At 45.3% G+C, this 18,970-nt stretch carries 18 protein-coding genes; all 18 read left to right on the forward strand.

Translation table 11 applies throughout. The features are described from left to right. Positions 1–10 precede the first annotated feature (10 nt). The 18 genes from F0U83_RS03480 to F0U83_RS03565 all read left to right on the forward strand — a co-directional run bounded on the left by F0U83_RS03480 (position 11) and on the right by F0U83_RS03565 (position 18,939). On the forward strand, positions 11–460 hold the full coding sequence (locus F0U83_RS03480) for a GspH/FimT family pseudopilin (RefSeq protein ID WP_138986542.1): 450 nt from the start codon (positions 11–13) through the stop codon (positions 458–460). Then, positions 457–843, forward strand: coding sequence for a type II secretion system protein (locus F0U83_RS03485; protein ID WP_138986543.1), 387 nt, complete (start codon positions 457–459; stop codon positions 841–843). Before F0U83_RS03480 ends, F0U83_RS03485 begins: the two co-directional genes overlap by 4 nt. Next, positions 840–1,454, forward strand: coding sequence for a PulJ/GspJ family protein (locus F0U83_RS03490; protein ID WP_138986544.1), 615 nt, complete (start codon positions 840–842; stop codon positions 1,452–1,454). The genes F0U83_RS03485 and F0U83_RS03490 overlap by 4 nt, the downstream gene beginning before the upstream one ends. Then, positions 1,451–2,353 (forward strand): type II secretion system protein GspK, encoded by a 903-nt coding sequence (locus tag F0U83_RS03495; RefSeq protein WP_138986545.1) that lies wholly within the window; start codon positions 1,451–1,453, stop codon positions 2,351–2,353. Before F0U83_RS03490 ends, F0U83_RS03495 begins: the two co-directional genes overlap by 4 nt. Beyond that, positions 2,354–3,379 (forward strand): PilN domain-containing protein, encoded by a 1,026-nt coding sequence (locus tag F0U83_RS03500; RefSeq protein WP_138986546.1) that lies wholly within the window; start codon positions 2,354–2,356, stop codon positions 3,377–3,379. Continuing rightward, positions 3,376–3,933 carry a type II secretion system protein GspM gene (gene gspM / locus F0U83_RS03505; protein WP_138986547.1) on the forward strand — a complete coding sequence of 186 codons (558 nt, stop codon included), beginning with the start codon at positions 3,376–3,378 and terminating at the stop codon, positions 3,931–3,933. Before F0U83_RS03500 ends, gspM begins: the two co-directional genes overlap by 4 nt. Next, positions 3,923–4,513 (forward strand): hypothetical protein, encoded by a 591-nt coding sequence (locus F0U83_RS03510; RefSeq protein WP_138986548.1) that lies wholly within the window; start codon positions 3,923–3,925, stop codon positions 4,511–4,513. Before gspM ends, F0U83_RS03510 begins: the two co-directional genes overlap by 11 nt. Positions 4,514–4,577: 64 nt before the next feature. Continuing rightward, positions 4,578–6,731: a type II secretion system secretin GspD gene (gspD, locus tag F0U83_RS03515; RefSeq protein WP_138986549.1), complete on the forward strand. Its 2,154-nt coding sequence runs from the start codon at positions 4,578–4,580 to the stop codon at positions 6,729–6,731. Between the two features lie 66 nt (positions 6,732–6,797). Then, complete coding sequence (locus F0U83_RS03520; RefSeq protein WP_138986550.1) at positions 6,798–7,214, forward strand: hypothetical protein; 417 nt, start codon at positions 6,798–6,800, stop codon at positions 7,212–7,214. Positions 7,215–7,518: 304 nt separating this feature from the next. Then, positions 7,519–8,886: a hypothetical protein gene (locus F0U83_RS03525; RefSeq protein WP_138986551.1), complete on the forward strand. Its 1,368-nt coding sequence runs from the start codon at positions 7,519–7,521 to the stop codon at positions 8,884–8,886. Between the two features lie 170 nt (positions 8,887–9,056). Next, positions 9,057–9,755, forward strand: coding sequence for a hypothetical protein (locus tag F0U83_RS17005; protein ID WP_211343617.1), 699 nt, complete (start codon positions 9,057–9,059; stop codon positions 9,753–9,755). Positions 9,756–9,823: 68 nt separating this feature from the next. Next, on the forward strand, positions 9,824–10,711 hold the full coding sequence (locus F0U83_RS03535) for a peptidylprolyl isomerase (RefSeq protein ID WP_138986552.1): 888 nt from the start codon (positions 9,824–9,826) through the stop codon (positions 10,709–10,711). 64 nt (positions 10,712–10,775) lie between these two features. Further along, a complete protein-coding gene (locus F0U83_RS03540; protein ID WP_138986553.1) occupies positions 10,776–12,122 on the forward strand; it encodes an ABC transporter ATP-binding protein in 1,347 nt (448 codons plus the stop codon). A gap of 14 nt (positions 12,123–12,136) precedes the next feature. Continuing rightward, positions 12,137–12,949, forward strand: coding sequence for an ABC transporter permease (locus F0U83_RS03545; RefSeq protein ID WP_138986554.1), 813 nt, complete (start codon positions 12,137–12,139; stop codon positions 12,947–12,949). After that, entirely contained in the window at positions 12,939–14,324 is a 1,386-nt protein-coding gene (locus F0U83_RS03550) for a class I SAM-dependent methyltransferase (protein WP_138986555.1), read from the forward strand. Before F0U83_RS03545 ends, F0U83_RS03550 begins: the two co-directional genes overlap by 11 nt. Before the next feature lie 18 nt (positions 14,325–14,342). Then, positions 14,343–15,488: a glycosyltransferase family 2 protein gene (locus F0U83_RS03555; RefSeq protein ID WP_138986556.1), complete on the forward strand. Its 1,146-nt coding sequence runs from the start codon at positions 14,343–14,345 to the stop codon at positions 15,486–15,488. Continuing rightward, a complete protein-coding gene (locus F0U83_RS03560) occupies positions 15,485–16,705 on the forward strand; it encodes a glycosyltransferase family protein (RefSeq protein WP_138986557.1) in 1,221 nt (406 codons plus the stop codon). Before F0U83_RS03555 ends, F0U83_RS03560 begins: the two co-directional genes overlap by 4 nt. A gap of 23 nt (positions 16,706–16,728) precedes the next feature. Further along, positions 16,729–18,939, forward strand: coding sequence for a glycosyltransferase (locus F0U83_RS03565; RefSeq protein WP_170221722.1), 2,211 nt, complete (start codon positions 16,729–16,731; stop codon positions 18,937–18,939). Positions 18,940–18,970: the final 31 nt, after the last annotated feature.

An 18,970-nucleotide genomic window follows, 5' to 3' on the forward strand; every position in this document is an offset into this window, starting at 1 on the left:
GGGATTAATTGTGCTGTTGCACCGCCAGTCGGGTTTTACATTACTTGAAATTATGGTTGTGCTTGCAATAGCAGGCTTAGTGTTGGGTGTATCAGGCCCTATGGCTTTAAAGCTCTATGAGTCGACACAGTATCGAAGTGCGGTTAAGGATGTTGTGACGTCGTTAACCGCTGCTAGATACGGTGCCATCTCTTCAGGCCAGTATGTCGATGTGATTACGACACCTGAGGCGAGAACGATCCGAGTAGGCAAAAAGGAAGTGAGCTTGAGCGATAGCGTGAAGCTTTCTGTTACTTCTGCTCAATCTCTTAATCAGATGATCGACGGTGCTGGGGTGATTCGGTTTTTCCCAGATGGTACTTCGACAGGTGGAAGTATTAGTCTTGAGCATAAAAACGGACATGGGATCCGGCTTCGTGTTGATTGGTTGCTTGGCTCCATTACGCAGGTAGCGTTATGAGGCGGCGTGGTGAACAAGGGTTCTCTTTATTAGAGATGATGGTCGCTATTAGTATCTTGGCTATGTCACTTGGGGCACTGTACCAAGCGGTTGGCGGTGCCACAAAAAGTATTCGAGTTGATGAAAAGTATCTTTATGCTGTAGAACTTGGGCGTTCGCTACTGGCGCTAAATAGTGTGGTAGAGAGAGAGTCTGAACAGTCAGGTGAAACGCAAGGCGGTTTTACATGGCGTGTGGTATCGACAGCTCATCCTTTGGAGGAACTTCAGGCACTAAAGCCAGGAGACCTGCAGGATATTGTTGTTGAAGTTGCGTGGAATGATGCAAGTAAACGACGTTCAGTTGTGCTGAATTCCGTGGTAGCTGGTGAGGTTGAGCGGTGATTGCCAAAAAAAGCCAGTCCGGCTTTACAATGGTTGAGATGATTATCGCGCTGGTTATCTTATCTATGATTATGTTAGCGACATTAACGGCGCTGCGTACTTTTGCACAAACGCAATCAAAAATTGAAGAGGTCACGGCTCGACTCAATACCACCCGACAGGTCACAGATTTCTTAAGAAGAACCATTGGACAAGCAATGCCAATACCGTTTGCGCCTACAAAAGGAAATCATGAATCGTCCTATGGGACTTACTTTATAGGCGAGCAAACATCCTTAATCTGGGTTGCGCCAATGAACTTTGGGTTGGATGCGGGTAGTAGTTTTGTGTTTCGCTTAAGTCAGGAAGATAGCCACTTATGGTTACAGTTTGCGCCATTTCTTGACCCTGTGACAGAGCCTGATTGGGATGGGTTAATTAAGCATGAGTTGTTGGCCGATGTAACGGTATTTGAAATAGGTTTTCTAGGCGGTCGTGATTCAGAATGGTTAACGCAGTGGCCTCTTTCGCAAACAAGTCCCGCATTAGTTAAGTTGACGGTATCATCGGCGGAGCGATTTCTTCCTGAAATTGTGGTTCGCTTAGATGATGGGCAGCTGCACGCAAGATGATGGATGCTAGAAAAGAAGCGGGTGTCGCATTAGCTATATTGTTGTGGTTTATTGCTGCGATGTCGCTGTTGGTTGGCACGATAATGTATCAGGCACGTATTGATATAAAGCTATCCCAGCTCAGGATACAGCAGGCACAAGCTGAGGCGTTAGGTGATGGTGCTGCTCAACTAGTATTGGTGCAAAGGTTAAAGGCGCAGCAGGATGTCGGTTTTTCCGACAAGGTTACGTATTATGACATGCGCTTGGCTGATCATGATGTTAAGGTGCGCATGCTGTCGGTGTCAGGGCTGGTTGATCTGAATACATCCCCCGAGACGTTGCTGCTCTCAGTGTTTAAGATAAATGCGGGCTTAAGTGAAGAGCAAGCTTCTTTGTTGGCGAGCAAGGTGGTGGCTTGGCGCTCTGCATCAAGGCTCAATGAGAATGATAGCGAGGGGGGTTCTCCTTACAAGGTTATTCGCTATGGGCGCTTTGAATCGCTAGAGGATCTAATGATGGTCGAGGGTATGACGAGAGAAATATATGATAAAGTCAAAAACTCAATCTATGTGGGTCAGTTAGATAGTGCTCAAGTGCATATGCCTTCAGCGCCGTTTTCTGTTTTAACGGTACTTGCTGAAGGCGATGAAGCATTAGCTTCTCAGTGGCAGTTGGCTCGTCAGTCAGAGCAAGTATTTACTCCCGCCGGCATTAATACCGAGTGGGTGGCAGCGTCTCCTGTTGCAATGTATCGCATAGAAAGTAGAGTACGCTTTTCAAGTGGTGAGGTGTTCCAGCGTACCCGTTGGGTTGAACAAAATAGTACGGGGTATGAGGGGTTGCCTTGGAGGTTTATCAGGACAGAACCTGTTGTCCGGGTAGAAGCGTTTGATTTTGTCAACGAGTTAGGAAAGTAGATGTCAGTAGTTAACAATCAATGGAGCTTTCTTGGCTACGATCTTCGCAATCTGTTCCGCTCCGTTCGGGTCGCTTGGGACGAACTATGTCATTCTCCTCAATCATTGCTGGCCAAAAATCTCGCAGAGACGGTCAGAGTCTACGAAGCAGGACAGACGCACTTTATCTTGAACAATAAAGTCGTAACAAGTGGGCCAGCTCATAGCGAAGCAGTTGTTTTACCTGATGAGCAATGTTTATGCAAAACTATTACACTGCCTGAAAGTGCAGAAGATGACCTAGAAAACTTTTTATCCCTTGAGGTGCGAGCTAGTAGCCCTTTTGCTGAGGAAGACACCCGTTTTGGATGGCGTATCATTGATCGCAAAGCGGGAGTACTGGATGTTTTACTGGTGATTACTTCGAACTTGCTGGTTCATCGTTTTGCTCAGAGTCAAGATTTAGAACGAGACCTCAATGAATATGAAGTCTGGTACCGATCTGACATCGCATGCGTAGAAATTTTCGGTTACGCAGAAGGTGATCGCAGAGCGCGTTATATAAAACGTTTGAAAAGGTTCTTGTTATTATGCGGTGGGATGCTAGCACTGCTTTTCTTTTTGGGGTGGCTGCCTGTAGTGTTTAAGCAGGCGGAAATGCAAAAGGTGACGCAGCAATATGAGCAAGTAAAGCAAGCGGCACAGCCGGCTGTCCAGTTACGTGAAGCGCTGGGCAAAAAAAGAGAAATAGCATCACAAGTTAGCGCGGTAAATACTCAGCGTTATGATGTTATCAATGAGCTTGAGCGGTTAGCAGTATTGTTGCCAGATAGTGCATTTTTGACATCAATAGATATGCAAGAAGGCTTGATTCGTATTGAAGGCTTGGCGGATAACGCATCCTCTTTGATGCAGCTTTTATTGGCAGAGCCTAGCTATAGCAAGGTCGTTTCGCCGGCGGCTTTTAGAAAGGAAGGAAGAAGTGGGCGAGAGCGCTTTGTTTTTGATCTGACGCCGCAAGTGGTTGTTTCTGAGGTGGCGGAATGATTGGTTTGTCTACAAAGTCATCACGTGTGGTCTGGTTGTTTTTTGTAATTATTCTGGCGACCTTGACTACTTTTTATATAAGTATGTTTGTGGCATATCAAGAAGCTCAAGCAGATATTGAGTCGATGCAGCCCCGTATAGCACGTTTTTTGGCTGCACAAGAGCATGAGAAATCTTTTGAGGCTGCGAATGTTCAAAGTGAACTGGTTCTGGCTCAGCAGGTGCACTTGTCTGGTGATGAAACAGCGATTACTAGTCAGTTGCAGCAAGATGTAAGAAGTGCATTTGAAGGGGTAGGGCTAAACGTTTCTGCAAGTCAGATTTTACCAGCGAAAAATGAGCAGCAGCTCAGCCGCCTTTATCTGGATATTACAGCCTCTGGTAGTGTTGTAGCTTTGAATGATGCGCTGGCAGTGCTGGAAGCTGCTCGCCCTAAAATTTATACAGAGTGGGTTAATATTCAGCCTGTTCGGCAACGGCGTGGCCCTGTTGTTTCCCAGGTTATCAACGCACGTTTTAGGCTATTTGTTATGAGGGGGCTGCTTGAAGAGTAACGCATTGTCTTTGATGGTCCGGCTGATCGTTGTATTTGCCTTGCTTGTTTTTGTTGTTGCAGCTTATGGTGCCTACAAAATGATGAACTTGGCTTTACCGCAAGCATATCCATTAGCAAGTGATTTAACATCACCGCTACAGGTTGATGCTGACATGGTAAAGGCTATTTCATCTGATGACTTTGTATCTCGCCCGCTATTCTGGGAAGAGCGACGCATGGTTGAGGGGGTGGCGTCTGAAGTACCGAAGCCGGTAAATAACCTGCGGGATCCGTTTAGGGAGTTTAAACTGCTGGGTGTCTACCTCTACGGCGATCAGGCGGGGGTGATAGCCAATATTAATGGAATAAAGCAGAGAATAAGAATTGAAGAAGAGTATGAAGGTTGGCAACTTGCTTTTATGAGCCCTGATAGTGCTGTCTTTACAAAAGGTGATGAAGATAAAGTGGTGCCATTGGAGCATGCTTCCATTGTTACCGCGCCGCCTGCATCTGCGGGGCGTACGTTAGTTACTCCAAAGGCTGCGTCTGGAGTGAATGAGAAACCGCCTTTAACCACTGAGCAATCTAGTAAGAAATAGATCGTGACAATATATTGCTCTAAACAAGAGCGTCATTTGTTTGGTATCTGTTATTGAGAGACATATGAAAAAAGTATTGAACATTGCCGTTATTGCCCTTCTGTTAACAGGCTGTGCGGCAAATGAAAAACGTACAAGTGACCCACTGGAGTTTCCTTTTGATCGGCAGCTGTCTAATACAGAACCGTATCGTTTGATGACTACGCCGTTAAGTGCTGATCAAACTACCCGTGACGTTGCAGAGACCAAACAAAAAGACCAGCCTGTCATATTTAAGGGTAACGACCGGCAGATTAAACTGCCAAGCGTAAGGCCTCCTATAAAATTATTTGGTGAAGCCGTAGCGCTTAATTTTGAACAAGCCCCGTTGGTTGATGTAGTTCATGCGATATTGGGCGATATGCTTGGGCTAGATTACGTGATTGAGCATCCAATTGCAGGCGAGGTGACGCTTCGAACGCGCACGCCAGTACCCAGAGATCAGCTGTTAGTTATTCTGGAATCATTACTACGCTCCAATAATGCGGTGATGGTTCGTGATGCGAGTGATCGTATATTTGTTAGCTCTTCACAAGATATTAATCGTAGATTGCCACAGATAGCTAACGCAAAAAGCTTGGGTGCAGGATACAGTACAACTATTATTTCCTTGCAATATATCGGCGCTGCTGACATGGCGGAAATTTTAAAGCCGATGGCGGATGAGAACGCCTTTGTGCGAGTTGACTCAACAAGAAACCTTTTAATGATGGCTGGCACTCGTAAGCAGATGGAAGGCTGGCTGGATATCGTAGCAACATTTGATGTTGATATGTTGAAAGGTATGTCGGTTGGTATCTTCCCGTTGGAAAATAGTTCTGTCAGTGATATTGAAGAAGCATTATCTGGCTTAGTTGGGCAGCCAGCATCGGCGGGAGGCAAAGATGCTTCTGCATTGGCTGGGGCGATCGGTAGTGTTGTTAAAGTGATACCGGTTGAAAGATTGAACAGCATACTGGTTATTACGCCTCGTGCGCATTATCTTGAAACCATTAGAACATGGATTGAGCGATTGGATCGATCACCTAGTGACAGCTTAGAAAAGCGGTTGCACGTATACCCTGTGCAAAATACGTCGTCAGGTCATTTGGCTGAGTTATTGAGTAGTGTGTATTCGGGTAGTACGAGTGGTACTAAAAGCAAAGACTCCGGTGTAGCGCCAGGGTTGGTCAAAGAGAGTGTTACATCCGATGGGAAAGAATCATCGTCAGCATCGAGTAACCAAAAAGCTAGCACGGCTTCCAAGGTGAATGTGCAGCTGGGTGACAGCACCAGTATTGTTGCCGATGAGGATAATAATGCGCTACTAATTTACGCTACAGGTAAAGAGTACAAAAAAATTGAATCGGCCCTGAAAAAGCTCGATGTAGTTCCGGCTCAGGTTTTGATTGAGGCTAGCATTCTGGAAGTGACGTTGACAGACGACTTTAAATTTGGCGTTGAGTGGGCGTTCTCTAACGGAATAGGCGGCGGTGATAGAGGTACAGCGCAGCTGGGAACTTCAGAGAATGCCATAGCCGCCATCCTTCCAGGATTCTCCTACACCGTAGCTAACTCGGCGGGTAATATTGAAGCTGTGCTAAACGCGCTAGCCGAAAAATCGTTACTCAATGTTATATCAACACCTTCGGTTATGGTGCTGGATAACAACACAGCTACTATACAAGTGGGTGATCAGCAGCCGGTAAGAACTGGGCAGTCGGTGAGCACAGATGGTAACGTATTAACCTCCTCTATCGAATACAAGGATACCGGTGTAAAACTTGCTGTCACGCCATCTGTTAATGCCGGGGGATTGGTGACAATGTCGGTGGAGCAATCGGTAACGGATGTGGGCACGGTCGATTCGGCCACGGGACAGCGCTCTTTTAATAAACGGGATATTAATAGTCGTGTGGCTGTAAGAAGCGGTGAGTCCGTTGTGTTAGGTGGCCTGATCCGAGAAAACAAAACTAATTCGAAGAGCGGTGTGCCAGGGCTCCATGAAATACCGGTATTTGGAGGTCTGTTTGGTAAAACGACAGATACTGGGAGGCGTACTGAACTTTTGATTGTGATCACACCGAAGGTGTTATTGAATGAAGAAGACTTGCGCAGTGTCAGCCGTGAGATGCGTTCAAGAATTCGAGGTTTAGAGCTTATCTCTCCTGCTATTACGTCAGAGAAATCAATGCGATAGTAGGTTGTTAAGCTATTAATCAGCTCAATGTAATAAACTGTTAACCTTATACGAGTAGAATCTGTCATGGTAAGATTAAACAATCACGTAAAAAAAGTATTGATAATGGTCGCCGCTTTTGGTTTGCTTACAGCATGCGCTACCGTTAATCAGTCGAATAGAACTGACGAAGACGTGGTTGCTGAAAAATCGCAAAAGCGATTAAACGCGCTGTTAGAAGGGGATATTGAAGCGGCGTTAACGTACGCTACACCGGCATATAGAGATTTAGTGACACTGGATAGGTATATTCCTCGTGTAATTGGGTCTTCTCGGTGGGAAAAAGCTGAAGTGGGGGATATTGTGTGTGAAGAGGATGTCTGTAACGTGAAAGCGTTAGTGACCTACTCGGCACCGCGGTTTAAAATGACCAACACGACAGTGATTCCGGAAAAATGGATACGCATTGAGGGTGAGTGGTGGATTTACCACGAAATGCGTTAAAAAAGTATAAAATATTAAATGGTGGTGTCGGTATAGGGATGTTGTCTTGATTACATGTGATCTGTGCTAATAAAATTGGGGAATTTCTTAAAATGCTCAGTTGTTTAGCGAGGTTTCGTGTGTTAAGTTATGCGCTGTTTGCATCACAACCCTATGTTGGGTGTAACCCAGAACACTGTTTGATATTAAAGCTCATATCAGTATGGGGAGATTCAGATTTAACTTGTGTTAGATTTGGATTATGATTTTTTTGCAACCTTTTAAAAGAAAACAATCGGATTGTTGTAAACCTAGGAGCAACACAATGAAGAAAAAACTTCTACCTCTGGCGCTGGCAGCGGCAACTGGTCTGGTGGCTAGCACCGCTCAAGCAGTGTACGTAAACTCTGACGGTCTTGGTCAGGTTCTTCTGTACCCATTCTACACAGTAGAAGATGGTCAGGACACTTACGTAAACCTGGTTAACACTACTGACAAGACTAAAGCTGTTAAGGTTCGTATCCTTGAAGCTATGAACAGCCAAGAGGTTCTTGACTTTAACCTGTACCTGTCTCCACAGGATCACTGGTCTGCAGTAATTACTGCTGATCCAAACGGTGAAGGCGCTATCATCAAATCTGGTGATACTTCTTGTACTGTTCCTGCAGCGATTTCTAACGGTACTGCGGTTCCTTTCCGTAACTTCGAATACCAGTCTGACGCTAAAAACAAAGGCGTAGATCGTACTCGTGAAGGTTACATCGAAGTAATCGAAATGGGTGAAGTAGAAAACGCAGCTTTAGAAACTGCTATCAAGCACGTTAATGGCGTTCCTGGTAACTGTGGCGCTGTAGTGTCTGCTTGGCAGGGTAACGGCACATTTGTTCAGGGTAACGGTGTTGTAGGGCCAGCTGGTGGTCTATACGGTTACGGCGTGCTGATCAATGTTGCTGAAGGTACTGACGCAACTTACGACGCAGTAGCTCTGGATGCATTCAGCTTGATCTCTGTTCACACGAACCCAGGTAGCTTGGATCCATCTCTGAACAACGCTTCACCAGCAAATGCTGATGTTATCGATGGCAACACAGTTGTTTCTGCAGCTTTCGGCCGTGGTATCGATGCGGTAAGTGCGGTTCTGATGCACGATGCAATCGCTAACGATTACGTTCTAGAGCCAACTATCAACGCTGGTACTGATTGGGTTATTACTTTCCCAACTAAGCGTGACTATGTTGCAACTGCGCCAGCTACAGCACCTTTCACTGTATCTTGGAGCAAAACAAATACTCAGGCGTGTGAGCCTATCTCTATCACTTACTACGATCGTGAAGAGAAAGACCAGGCACCAGACGACCTAGACTTCTCTCCACTGCCACCAGCAGCGGCTCCACTGTCTTTGTGCTTTGAAGCAAACGTTCTGACTTTCAATAACAGCAATGTATTGAGCGGTTCTGATCGTGTTTCTAAAAACCTAGCTCTAGACTCTGGTTTCGACAATGGTTGGATGACTATCAACCTGAACAATGTTGCTGGTCGTCAGTTGGTTGGTGGTGCTACTACCTTCAACGGTCTGCCTGTAACTGGCTTTGCTGTACAGAAGTACGTTAACGGTGACGTAGGTGGCGTTAAGTCTAACTACGCTGGCGCTGTTACACACAAAGCTACACGTTCTATCGTTACTGCTCCTTAATGAGTAGCAAGTAACTATGTAATAAAAAACGCGGCTTAGCCGCGTTTTTTTTTGTCTGGGTTAGACTTTTCGTCAGTTGCTGTCTATACTGCGTTCAGTTTGCTTTAATATCGAATGGGCATAATGCATGGAAACGCATATGTTATTGATTTTAATTGAGAGGTTTTATAATGCATAAGTTGGCGACAGCAGTGTCATTGGCGATGGGGGTTACCCTGTCTGCAGGCGCTTTAGCGTATGATTTGACGATTAATGGTGTTACAAAAACTGGGCTAACTGATGTTAAGATAAGCTCTACTGCAACGGGTGTAGTAGTTACTACAACTCCTTCTTTTACTGTAACTATTGACGGTTCAAACCCAGATCCAACCCCGGACCCAGATCCAACCCCGGACCCAGATCCAACCCCGGACCCAGATCCAACCCCGGACCCAGACCCAACCCCTAATCCAACTTGTGGTGCGGTTCCAGATACAATTGATGTTACAGATGGTATCAATTGGGCAAAACCTGGTACGCAGACGCGTATAGCTTTGGCTAGAAAAATTAAGTCTATGCCGTTCACTGCAACTACAAATACAGCATATCTTGGACAGATTTCAGTTGCTTCAACTACGGGTAACTCTGGTGTGAAGCGCCAAGTATGGGTTTCCGAATGCCCAGGTACGGCTTATACAGCAGCGAATACGGCTTGCGCAAAAACCGGTACAAGCTCAACGGTTATCTACTTTGAGCAGGGTACAAAATACACAGGTAGTTTCTGTCAGTTGACACCTAATAAAGAATACTATATCAACGTTCAGAATATGGACTGTACAGCTTCAACTTGTGATGTTTACCGTAATATTTACACAAACGGTAGACCATAAGTAATAGCTTGTAGTGTTAAATAAAGCGCCATGTATATGGCGTTTTTTTTTGTGAGGTATTTGTTTTTATGAAAAGAAGTTTTACTTACTCTCTCATGGCGGTTTTGGTGTGCTCTGCGAACCTTTCATTGGCCTCTGATGTTGTTATTGAAGGTAATGGTGTGAGTATTACCGCTAACGATATTCAGCGTTATTTGTCAGATACGGTTCCTGCAGATAAAAAAGCAGAAGTTTATCAAAAAGACAGCATCATTAAAGAAGCGGCTGAAAGTCTGTTGATTATTAAATCGTTATCCAAGCAGGCTAAATCGGAGGGTATTGTTAATGAAGAGGAGCTGGCTTGGTCGGCAGAGTTATACAAAAGTCGAGCCCGCATGGAGCAGCTGCTTGCCCATGAGCAGCAAAAAGTATTGTCCCGTGTGAATTGGGATGCTGCAGCAAATGAGGTTTATATCGCGGATGAGTCTAAGTTCTATCAGGATGAGCGCGTAAGTGCATCCCATATTCTTGTGAAAACAGGTGCGCGAAGTGAAGCTGAGGCTAAAAAAATAGCAGAATCGCTTTTGGCTAAAGCCAAGGGTGGGGCTGATTTTGCTGAGCTAGCTAAAGAGAGTTCTGAAGACCCCTCTGCATCACGTAACTCTGGTAACTTAGGGTACTTTACCCGTGGGCAAATGGTTAAAGAGTTTGAGGAGGTTGCCTTCTCTATGAAAAAACCGGGTGAAATTAGTGGTTTGGTGAAATCACCTTTTGGTTTTCATATTATCAAGCTTCATGATCATAAGCCGCGTGTGAAAATGTCGTTTGAGAGTGTGAAATCTGATATTATCGAGCAGCTTAAGATGCAGATGGCTAAGAAATTACGTCAGGATAAATTTGTCGCTTTACGATCCGCTGCAGACTTGAAATTTAATTCAGAGTTGGCCGCTCAGGTTCTGGAAGAGCTTAAGAAGTAATTCCTTCTCTTAGGAGCTTATGATGGCCTGCTTTGTCAGGCCATTTTTTGTAAGTGAGTATGGAATGCATTTGAGTATTTTGGAGATAGATAAGTTATCTAAATGCTACTTCCTGTTTGATAAGCCGCAACACCGCCTACTAAGCTATTTCTTTCCTCAGTATCAAAATAAATGCCGTGAATTTTGGGCGTTGAATGATGTGTCTTTTTCCCTTAAAAAGGGAGAAACCATAGGTATTATTGGTCGCAATGGCTCAGGAAAGTCGACATTACTACAAATTATTTCAGGGACATTATCCCCTACAGCCGGTAACGTTCAGTTACAAGGCCGTATTGCCGCCTTACTAGAGTTGGGGGCGGGTTTTAATCCAGAATTTACTGGGCGGGAGAATATTCTGCTCAATGCGGCCATTTATGGTTTATCTCGTGAAGAGATTCTTTCGAAGTTAGATGACATTATAGCCTTTGCTTCGATTGGTGAGTTTATAGACCAGCCGGTACAGCATTATTCCAGCGGTATGTTTGTCCGGCTGGCATTTGCCGTAATTGCCCATGTTGATGCGGATATTCTGATTATTGATGAGGCGCTTGCGGTAGGTGATGCGCTCTTTGCGCAAAAGTGTATGCGTTTTCTTGAAGAGTTTAAGAAAAACGGCTCCATTCTATTCGTTAGCCATGATTCGGGTGCGGTCACACGTTTATGTGATCGTGCGCTGTGGCTGGAAAATGGCAATATGCGGATGTTAGGCGAGGCTAAGGAGGTTTCTGAGGCCTATTTAGAACATCTGTATTCCGAAAAACAGTCCGTCTCGCTAAGTGAGCGTGCAGAACTGACCTCTGATGAGCCTGCTTTAGCACCTGTACCTGATTACACTCACTGGTATGATGCTAGGGAGTCCTATTTACAGGCTTCCCCCTTGCGCGCTGACTATCGTATCCATGCGTTTGATCCGGATGCAAAAGAGTTTGGCACGGGTAAAGTTGTCCTTGAGAACATCTGCTTTCGTGATGAGTCAGGTAGGCCGCTATCCTGGGTCGTAGGGGGGATGAAAGTTTCTCTAGAGGTGGCCTTGCAGTCCTTATCTCCTATTAATGACTTCATTGTTGGTTTTTTGGTGAAAAACCGCTTAGGGCAGGTATTGTTTGGCGAAAATAATTGCCTGTTTAGTCTAGATGGCCCCGTCCAGCTGCTGGCAGGGCAGCGCTATGTAGCTCGATTTGCCCTAACGATGCCTTATCTGGCTGAAGGTGAATATGTGGTGTCGGTGGGTATGGCATCAGGTTCCCAAGGAGAGCATGTTCAGCATTGTTGGCGTCATGATGCGATGGTGTTTACCGTGACAGGTGGGCATGTGGTTCATGGTCTAATGGGTATTCCAGTTGGACATTTTGATATAACAGCCCTCGAATAAGGTTTGAGTTTTTGATGCAACTTACAACATTTTTTAACCCGTTTTCCCGAGGCTGGCAATTCCGTGAGTTGATTTATGGTATGGCAAAGCGCGAAATATTAAGCCGTTACCGTGGTTCATGGTTAGGCGTTCTTTGGACGTTAGTGACGCCTGTTTTATTGCTACTGGTTTACATGTTTGTTTTTGGCTTGATTTTTAAGGCGCGCTGGCCTCAATCAAACGGCGTAGATGAAGGATTTGCTTCTTTATTGTTCTGTGGAATTATTGTCTATTTGATGTTCTCAGAAATGTTAACAAGGTCTCCTCGATTAGTCGTTGATAACGCCAATTATGTTAAGAAGGTCGTCTTTCCGTTGGAGATAATGAGTTGGGTGGCGCTGGTTAATAGTTTGTTCCACTTTTTGATCGCCTGTGGTGTCTTGTTGGTTTTTCTTCTACTTTCAGGAAAAGGGCTGGCTGTTACTTTATTGCTATTACCTTTTCTCATGCTGCAATTTATCCTTTTTCTGGCGGGGCTTTCTTGGTTTTTAGGCGCGTTAGGGGTTTATGTTCGCGATGTTACTTATGTATCAGGCTTTTTGGCAACGGCCATGACCTTTTTAAGTCCGGTGTTTTATCCTGCATCGGCGGTGCCTGAGAAGTTTAGATTTTTAATGGATATTAACCCCCTAACTTACTATATCGAGTCCTTTCGTAAATTGTTGGTGTTAGGTGAGATACCGAATCCGATCTCTGCGCTGATTGCACTAATAGTGTCTTGTGTGATGTTTTACTTTGGGTATTGGTTCTTCCATAAGGTCAGAAAAGGATTTGCGGATGTGCTTTAAGTCTTCATTGATTGTGTCACGCTGCGCTGACAAGGCTGTAGTGTTAGCCAAACAGTTACTTGGTGTGAATTTCTCCCTTATCTACGAATTTACGGAAGATGTGTTTAGTGATGGCTTTTCAGCAAGAAGTCTTGCCTTAAGAGAAGGTAGAGAAGAGGTTGCTGTTTCCTCCTTATGTCGCGCTTTTCGTGGTGGCTTTTCTCAGCAGGCACTAAATCGTTTTTGCGCAAAAAATTTGCAGAACCAGCAAGCACAGCTGTTGGTTGTTGATGGTTTAGATGGTGCATCCTTAGATCTGGTGCGAGTTTCTGCGTTGATGGGAGTTTCATCTTTACTGATTTTAAATGAACCGTCAGAGCCACTCGAATCTCTAGATCAAGACACGCTTCGCTGGATTGAGGAGGCTTTTAAGCAGTGCTCTGCCATTGTGGCTTCTAAGGATGTTCTGGCTTTGTGGGGGGATTTGGCTGTTCATACCCAAGCGTTCAACTCCCTTGAAAGTGCGCTAGAGAGTAAGAGTCTGTGGTATCAGGCTGTGGAAAAGCAGTCTTTTAACTATTCTCATTACGAGTTTTGTCTTCGGGATCACCCTTTATTGGTTAGGATGCAGCAACCTGATGTGCGGCATTTTGTTGGTTGTCAGCGTGTTTTGGATTTGGGCTGTGGCGCGGGTATCTTTGTAGATCTGTTAAAAAGAGAGGGTATTAACGCTACAGGGGTTGAGCGTGATCCTGTGATTGCAGCCTATGGCCGAGGTTTAGGCGTGGATATTGTTACAGCCGATGCTCTGGCCTATTTAGAATCAACAAACGATCGGTTCGATGGTATCTACTGCTCCCATTTTGTTGAACATTTGCCGTTTGAGTTAGTTCAAAAATTGATCACCCTTTTAGCGAATTGCCTAGAAGAGGGTGGGCGTTTAATAATGACTTTCCCTGATCCTGAATCTATTCGTTCACAGTTACTGGGTTTTTGGCGAGACCCTGAGCACGTAAGGTTTTACCATCCTGAGTTAGTGACAGCGGTGGCTCAGTCGACCATGCTATCTTTGGAGTGGAGTAGCTATGAGGAGCAACCCCATGATGTCACGGGGTTTCCAGTTATGCCGGAGCCTATCACTATACCACCTGTGGATATGCCAGCTGAGTCTTCGGCGCAACAGTCTCTGAAAGAGCGCATCTTAAGCAAACTGGGTATTATGTCTGTAGCTGCTTATCAACAAAAAGAAAGCTATTGGCAGGCGATGGCTGCTCAACAACGAGAAGTGCTAACTAAATTACAAGATCGTACCGATAGGTTGTGGGAAGTTAATAAAACGTGGGCATGGAATGATAATGTAACATTAAAGTTCCGCAAACGGACGGCACAGAACTAACTTAAGGAAAAAGGCCCTATGAGTGCATTACCTGATGTTGATGTTGTTATCCCTATCTACAAAAACGCGGCTGTTACTCAGGCCTGTCTATCATCGGTGGAGCGCTCTTTAGCGTCATCAGGGGTTATCCATGCCCATATTGTCTTAATTAATGATGCTTCGCCCGAAGAGGATATAACAACGCTTTGCCGTCAATGGGCGCAAAAAACAGGCTGGCAGTTGATTGAGAATCCAGAGAACTTAGGGTTTGTTGCTTCAGTCAATCTGGGGATGGCATTGCATCCAGAGCGTGATGTGATACTGCTTAACAGCGACACAGAGGTTGCAGGAAGCTGGCTCCAGCGAATGCAGCAATGTGCTTATCAATCTGAGCGTATTGGTACCGTAACCCCTTTATCGAATAATGCGACTATCTGCTCCTATCCTGTTTTCCTTGAGGATAACCCTTTACTGGCATCACTTAGTACGCGTGAACTTGATGAAGTTGTCGCGCAGACGAATGCTGGCATCTCTATCGAGATTCCCACAGCCGTGGGTTTTTGTATGTATATTCGCCGAGACTGTTTAAACGAGATCGGACTGTTTGATGTCGAGCATTTTGGCAAAGGCTATGGCGAAGAAACAGACTTTAGTCGCCGTGCCAGCCGAGCTGGTTGGCAGAACGTGTGTGCTCTGGATACCTTTGTGCTTCACCAAGGTGGGGTAAGTTTCGGTGAGGGCGCACGTGCTCGCATTGAACATGCAGAGCAGATGATGTATCAACTACATCCTGATTATGGTGATGTTGTTAGTGAATTCGTGCGACAAGATCCTCTTAAAATGTGGCGAGATCGTATAGATGACGCGCTTCTGCAATATAACCCTATGGCTAGTACTGACTTACTCAATAGTCATCGACAATATCGTGATAAACTATTGTCCGCAGTCTCTGAACGATTTGAGTCTGAGAGACTCCTAACTGTTGAAAATATAGTGCTTAGAGAGCAAATTGCCGAAATACGAGAGCAGTTTGAGAAAACGGATCAGGCCTTAGGGCAGGCACAGCATATAGTTACAGATAAAAATGCAACGATTACTTTGCTTTCTGGTGAACTAGAAACGATTAAAAACTCAAAATTTTGGCGTTATACCGCCTTTATTCGAAAATTATTAGGAACGTTATGACAGCTAACACACATGCATATACCAGCATTACTTCAAACTATTTACCGAAAGCACGTGTTTTAGCTGAGTCAATCAAGCGTGTTGATCCATCTGTGACTTTTCACCTAATCCTATCGGATGATTTGCCTGCAGGTTTTGACTTAGAGAATGAAGCCTTTGATACCGTGATCTTTGCTGAAGACCTGCCGATTGAAAACTTTAAACCTTGGGTTTTCTCCCATGCGGTTGTGGAGTTATGCACTGCTGTTAAAGGAGCTGCGCTTGAGTATATTTTTGAGCACCATCAGGCAGAACAGGTTTTCTATTTTGATCCAGATATGGCGGTTTTTTCCCGCTTAGACGATTTGCAAGCAAGTTTGGCAGAGCACAGTTTTGTCTTGACTCCTCACCAAACTATGCCAGAGACATCAACAGCTGCCATTATGGATAACGAAATGGCGAGCTTAAAGTACGGTGTTTTCAATCTGGGCTTTCTAGGTGTAAGAAATGTACCGGAAGGCCGCCGATTTGCACAATGGTGGAACCAGCGATTACTACAATTTTGCCGTGATGACCGCCCGAGTGGTTTATTTACTGATCAGAAATGGGTCAACCTTGCGCCCTGCTTCTTTGATGATATTGGTGTCTTGCGTTCACCTGCTTACAACGTAGCGACTTGGAATCTCACCAATCGTAGAGCAACAGGTAGCATCGCAGAAGGCGTTAAGATCAACGATGAGAGACTAGGTTTTTATCATTTCTCTGGGTTTGATAGCGGTGCGCAAGAGATTATGCTGAATAAGTATGGTAAAGAGAGTCCGGTGTTGTTTGAGCTGCGAGATTGGTATATCCGTGAATGCGAGCGTAATGGCCAAAGTGAGTTGGGTAAGTTACCGTCTAAATATGCTTTCTTTGATGATGGCACACTCATTACTAATGCTCAGCGCTTGCTTTATCGTGACCGTGAAGATTTGAAAATGGCGTTCCCTGACCCCTTCTCTACGCAAGATAAAGGCGGTTATAAAGCATGGTATGCCCAAAATGCGATTGAGCCTCAGCAAACAGGTGTAGTGACGATTGAGGCAAATGCAGGCTTTACCGATGTGTTGTCAGCAATGGGTGATTACTTTGAAAATATCAGTAACACACCGCGTGCGAGTAATCGCGTTAAGAAGCTTTTGCTGAAACTCATGGGACGCGGTATGCACTTAGGCGTTCGATTGGTCAGAGCTATCTAACGTCTAAGGTCTAAGTGATGAGCATGGAAGATCATTCAGGTCACAATGTTAGCTGGCAGATTGTTGTTGTTTGTTTTGCCACTGATGCTAATGGTCTGGGCAAGACGCTTCTTGCCCTAAAAGAGCGCTCGTTAAAGCAGCATGTGGTGGTACTGGCTAGTGATACCCCCGTACTTCGCGCTCAGTTTGAAGCGTTGGGAGTTACTGCAGACTTTTGTTTGCCTGATGTATTACCTTCGCATGGCTATTGGTCTACCTTGTTTCCGCTGTTACCTTGTTCATCTGATCAGGATTTATTGGTGGTCAGGGCGGGCGTTGATCTGCCTGACCGTTGGGATGCTCGACTAATGGCGGTTGCATCTGCAGGTGATACCTTAGCTGCGGTATCGCCCTTGTCATCCAGAAATCGTCTTTTCTCTATCTTTTCTGACCCTAGCCATTGTTCAACTTTATCGGTGGAAGAGATTGATCAGTGGTTAAACCATTACTCTCATAATGGGATTTTTGATCTGCCGTGTATCAATCAATCGGTAGCTCGATTAAGTGGTGGTTGGTGGCACACACTAACAACGGAAGCATCGGATAGCGCGATTTATCAGGCTTTATATGCAACTGACTGTGCCGTTCTTGGTATGGATTCGCTGTTTGTTGATGACAGTGATCTGGCTGTACATGACTATCCAGATGTCTACCCACAAGCGGTATATGATCGATTAGCCCAGTACCACCCTTTGGCAACAATTCGGCATGCATTAACTGAGTTGTCTGGGCGTGCCGAAGCTCCGGCGAAAATTATAAAATGCCTACCGATACAACTCCATGTTGCCCATAGCTGGGGCGGTGGACTAGGGCGTTGGGTAGAAGATTACATTGCAGGTGACAAACATCACCACAATCGGGTGCTCAGGCCTATTGGAGATTGGAGCGCATTTGGGCAAACCATCGCTCTTTATGAAACCGCTGAAATGTCAGTCCCTTTAAAAACTTGGACATTGGCTCGCCCTATTGTATCCATTGCTCAGTCTCATGAAGAGTATCGGACTATTTTGAGGGAGCTGATCGAAGAGTATCATGTGGAGTCCTTGGTGATCTCTTCGTTGATAGGGCATTCGTTGGATCTGCTCAAGACTGGGCTGCCGACCCTCTACTTATTTCACGACTACTTCCCATTTTGCCCAGCGTTGTATGCTACTTATACGACCCCCTGTAGTCATTGTGATGACCAAAAAATGCGAGAGTGTCGGGGTAATAATCCGTTACATGAATTCTTTCTCCATGATAATGATGAGCACTGGGAAGCTATTCGCCGTCGTTTTCTTGAGTGGGTGGTGCAACCTAATATACAGATGGTGGCTCCTTCACAGTCGGCAGTTGATCGCTTAGCGCAGTTATCTGATCAGTTTTCTGGCGGTGCGATAGCGGTAATTGAGCATGGCCTGAAGTCAGATATGATTGAAGGTTTAGCTCCCCACAAAGATAGTCCATCTTCAAGCGGGCAAAAACTCAAGATCGTCATGCTCGGGAGTGTCTCAGTACAAAAAGGGGAGCACTTATTGGCTGAGATTATTGCACCTCTGACCAAATTTGCTGATCTTATTTTGCTAGGTACCGGCGAGGGAGGTAAGCGGTTTAAGGGGCAATCGGGAGTTACTGTTGTAGAGCATTATGCCTGGCATGAACTAGGTGAACTCTTGCGCGAGCATCAAGCGGATATGGGGCTACTATTGTCTACGGTGCCTGAGACCTTTAGTTACACATTGAGTGAACTATGGGCGGCTAAGTTGCCGGTCATGGCTACTAGAATCGGTGCTTTTGAAAGTCGTATTCACCATGGTAAGAATGGTTGGTTAGTGGAGCTAACACCGGATTCGATTCTATCTCAGTTGCGAATTCTTAATGACGATAGAGAGGTGATTGCTCACGTAAAAACACAGCTTATGTCGGTTGAAGATACAACGGTTGAGGACATGGCAGATGCGTATTTTGCAAAAGCACCAGAGCTACCGGAATTCTCGATCAAGCGTTATCGGCTTCCACGTAAAGTCGGTGCGACGGTGCAGCAAGAGCAACCGCGTGCGCTATACATCAACCATCAAGTTTCTTACCGCCAGGTACTCGTTGAGTTTTTAGAGTACTCGCGGGCAAAACTCACAGGGACGCCAAGAATTCCACGATGGCTGCGTGGTATCATAGGTCGCTCTGTTTCATTGGCGCTTCGTCTCATTCGTCGATAGCCCGTTTGGTGATTTATTGTAGGCTTGTCGA

This window comes from Neptunomonas concharum (assembly GCF_008630635.1).
Taxonomy (GTDB): domain Bacteria; phylum Pseudomonadota; class Gammaproteobacteria; order Pseudomonadales; family Balneatricaceae; genus Neptunomonas; species Neptunomonas concharum.